This is a genomic window from Mesorhizobium sp. M8A.F.Ca.ET.202.01.1.1 (genome assembly GCF_004791595.1).
Lineage (GTDB): Bacteria > Pseudomonadota > Alphaproteobacteria > Rhizobiales > Rhizobiaceae > Mesorhizobium.
The window spans coordinates 1-289 of record NZ_SRUN01000282.1 but is presented as its reverse complement, the minus strand read 5'-3'; the positions used below and the strand labels follow the sequence as shown (position 1 = coordinate 289).

At 66.4% G+C, this 289-nt stretch carries 1 protein-coding gene; it reads left to right on the top strand.

The window, feature by feature from the left end; translation table 11 throughout:
* Window positions 1-157, top strand: a 157-nt coding sequence (locus EN845_RS34870) for a sigma factor-like helix-turn-helix DNA-binding protein (RefSeq protein WP_245511897.1), incomplete at its 5' end; no start/stop codon positions are given.
* Window positions 158-289 lie beyond the last annotated feature (132 nt).

The following is a 289-nucleotide window of genomic DNA, read 5'->3' as shown; positions in this document are numbered from 1 at the left end:
GCCGGACGCGTTTCGCGAAACGCTGGTGCTGCGCGACATAAACGGCCTCAGCTATCGCGAGATCGCGGCGATGCTCGGCGTGCCGCAAGGCACGGTGATGTCGCGGCTGGCGCGGGCCCGCAGCCTGCTGATGACGGAACTTGGAGGTCGCCCATGAGCCCGCGTGAGAATGGCCCGCGTGAGGACGGATTGCCGGAAGACCCGCAGGATATGAAGCTGATGATCCATGCACTTGTCGATGGCGAGCTCGATGCAGCTGCGGCGCTTGCCGTCGAGCGCCGCATCGCCG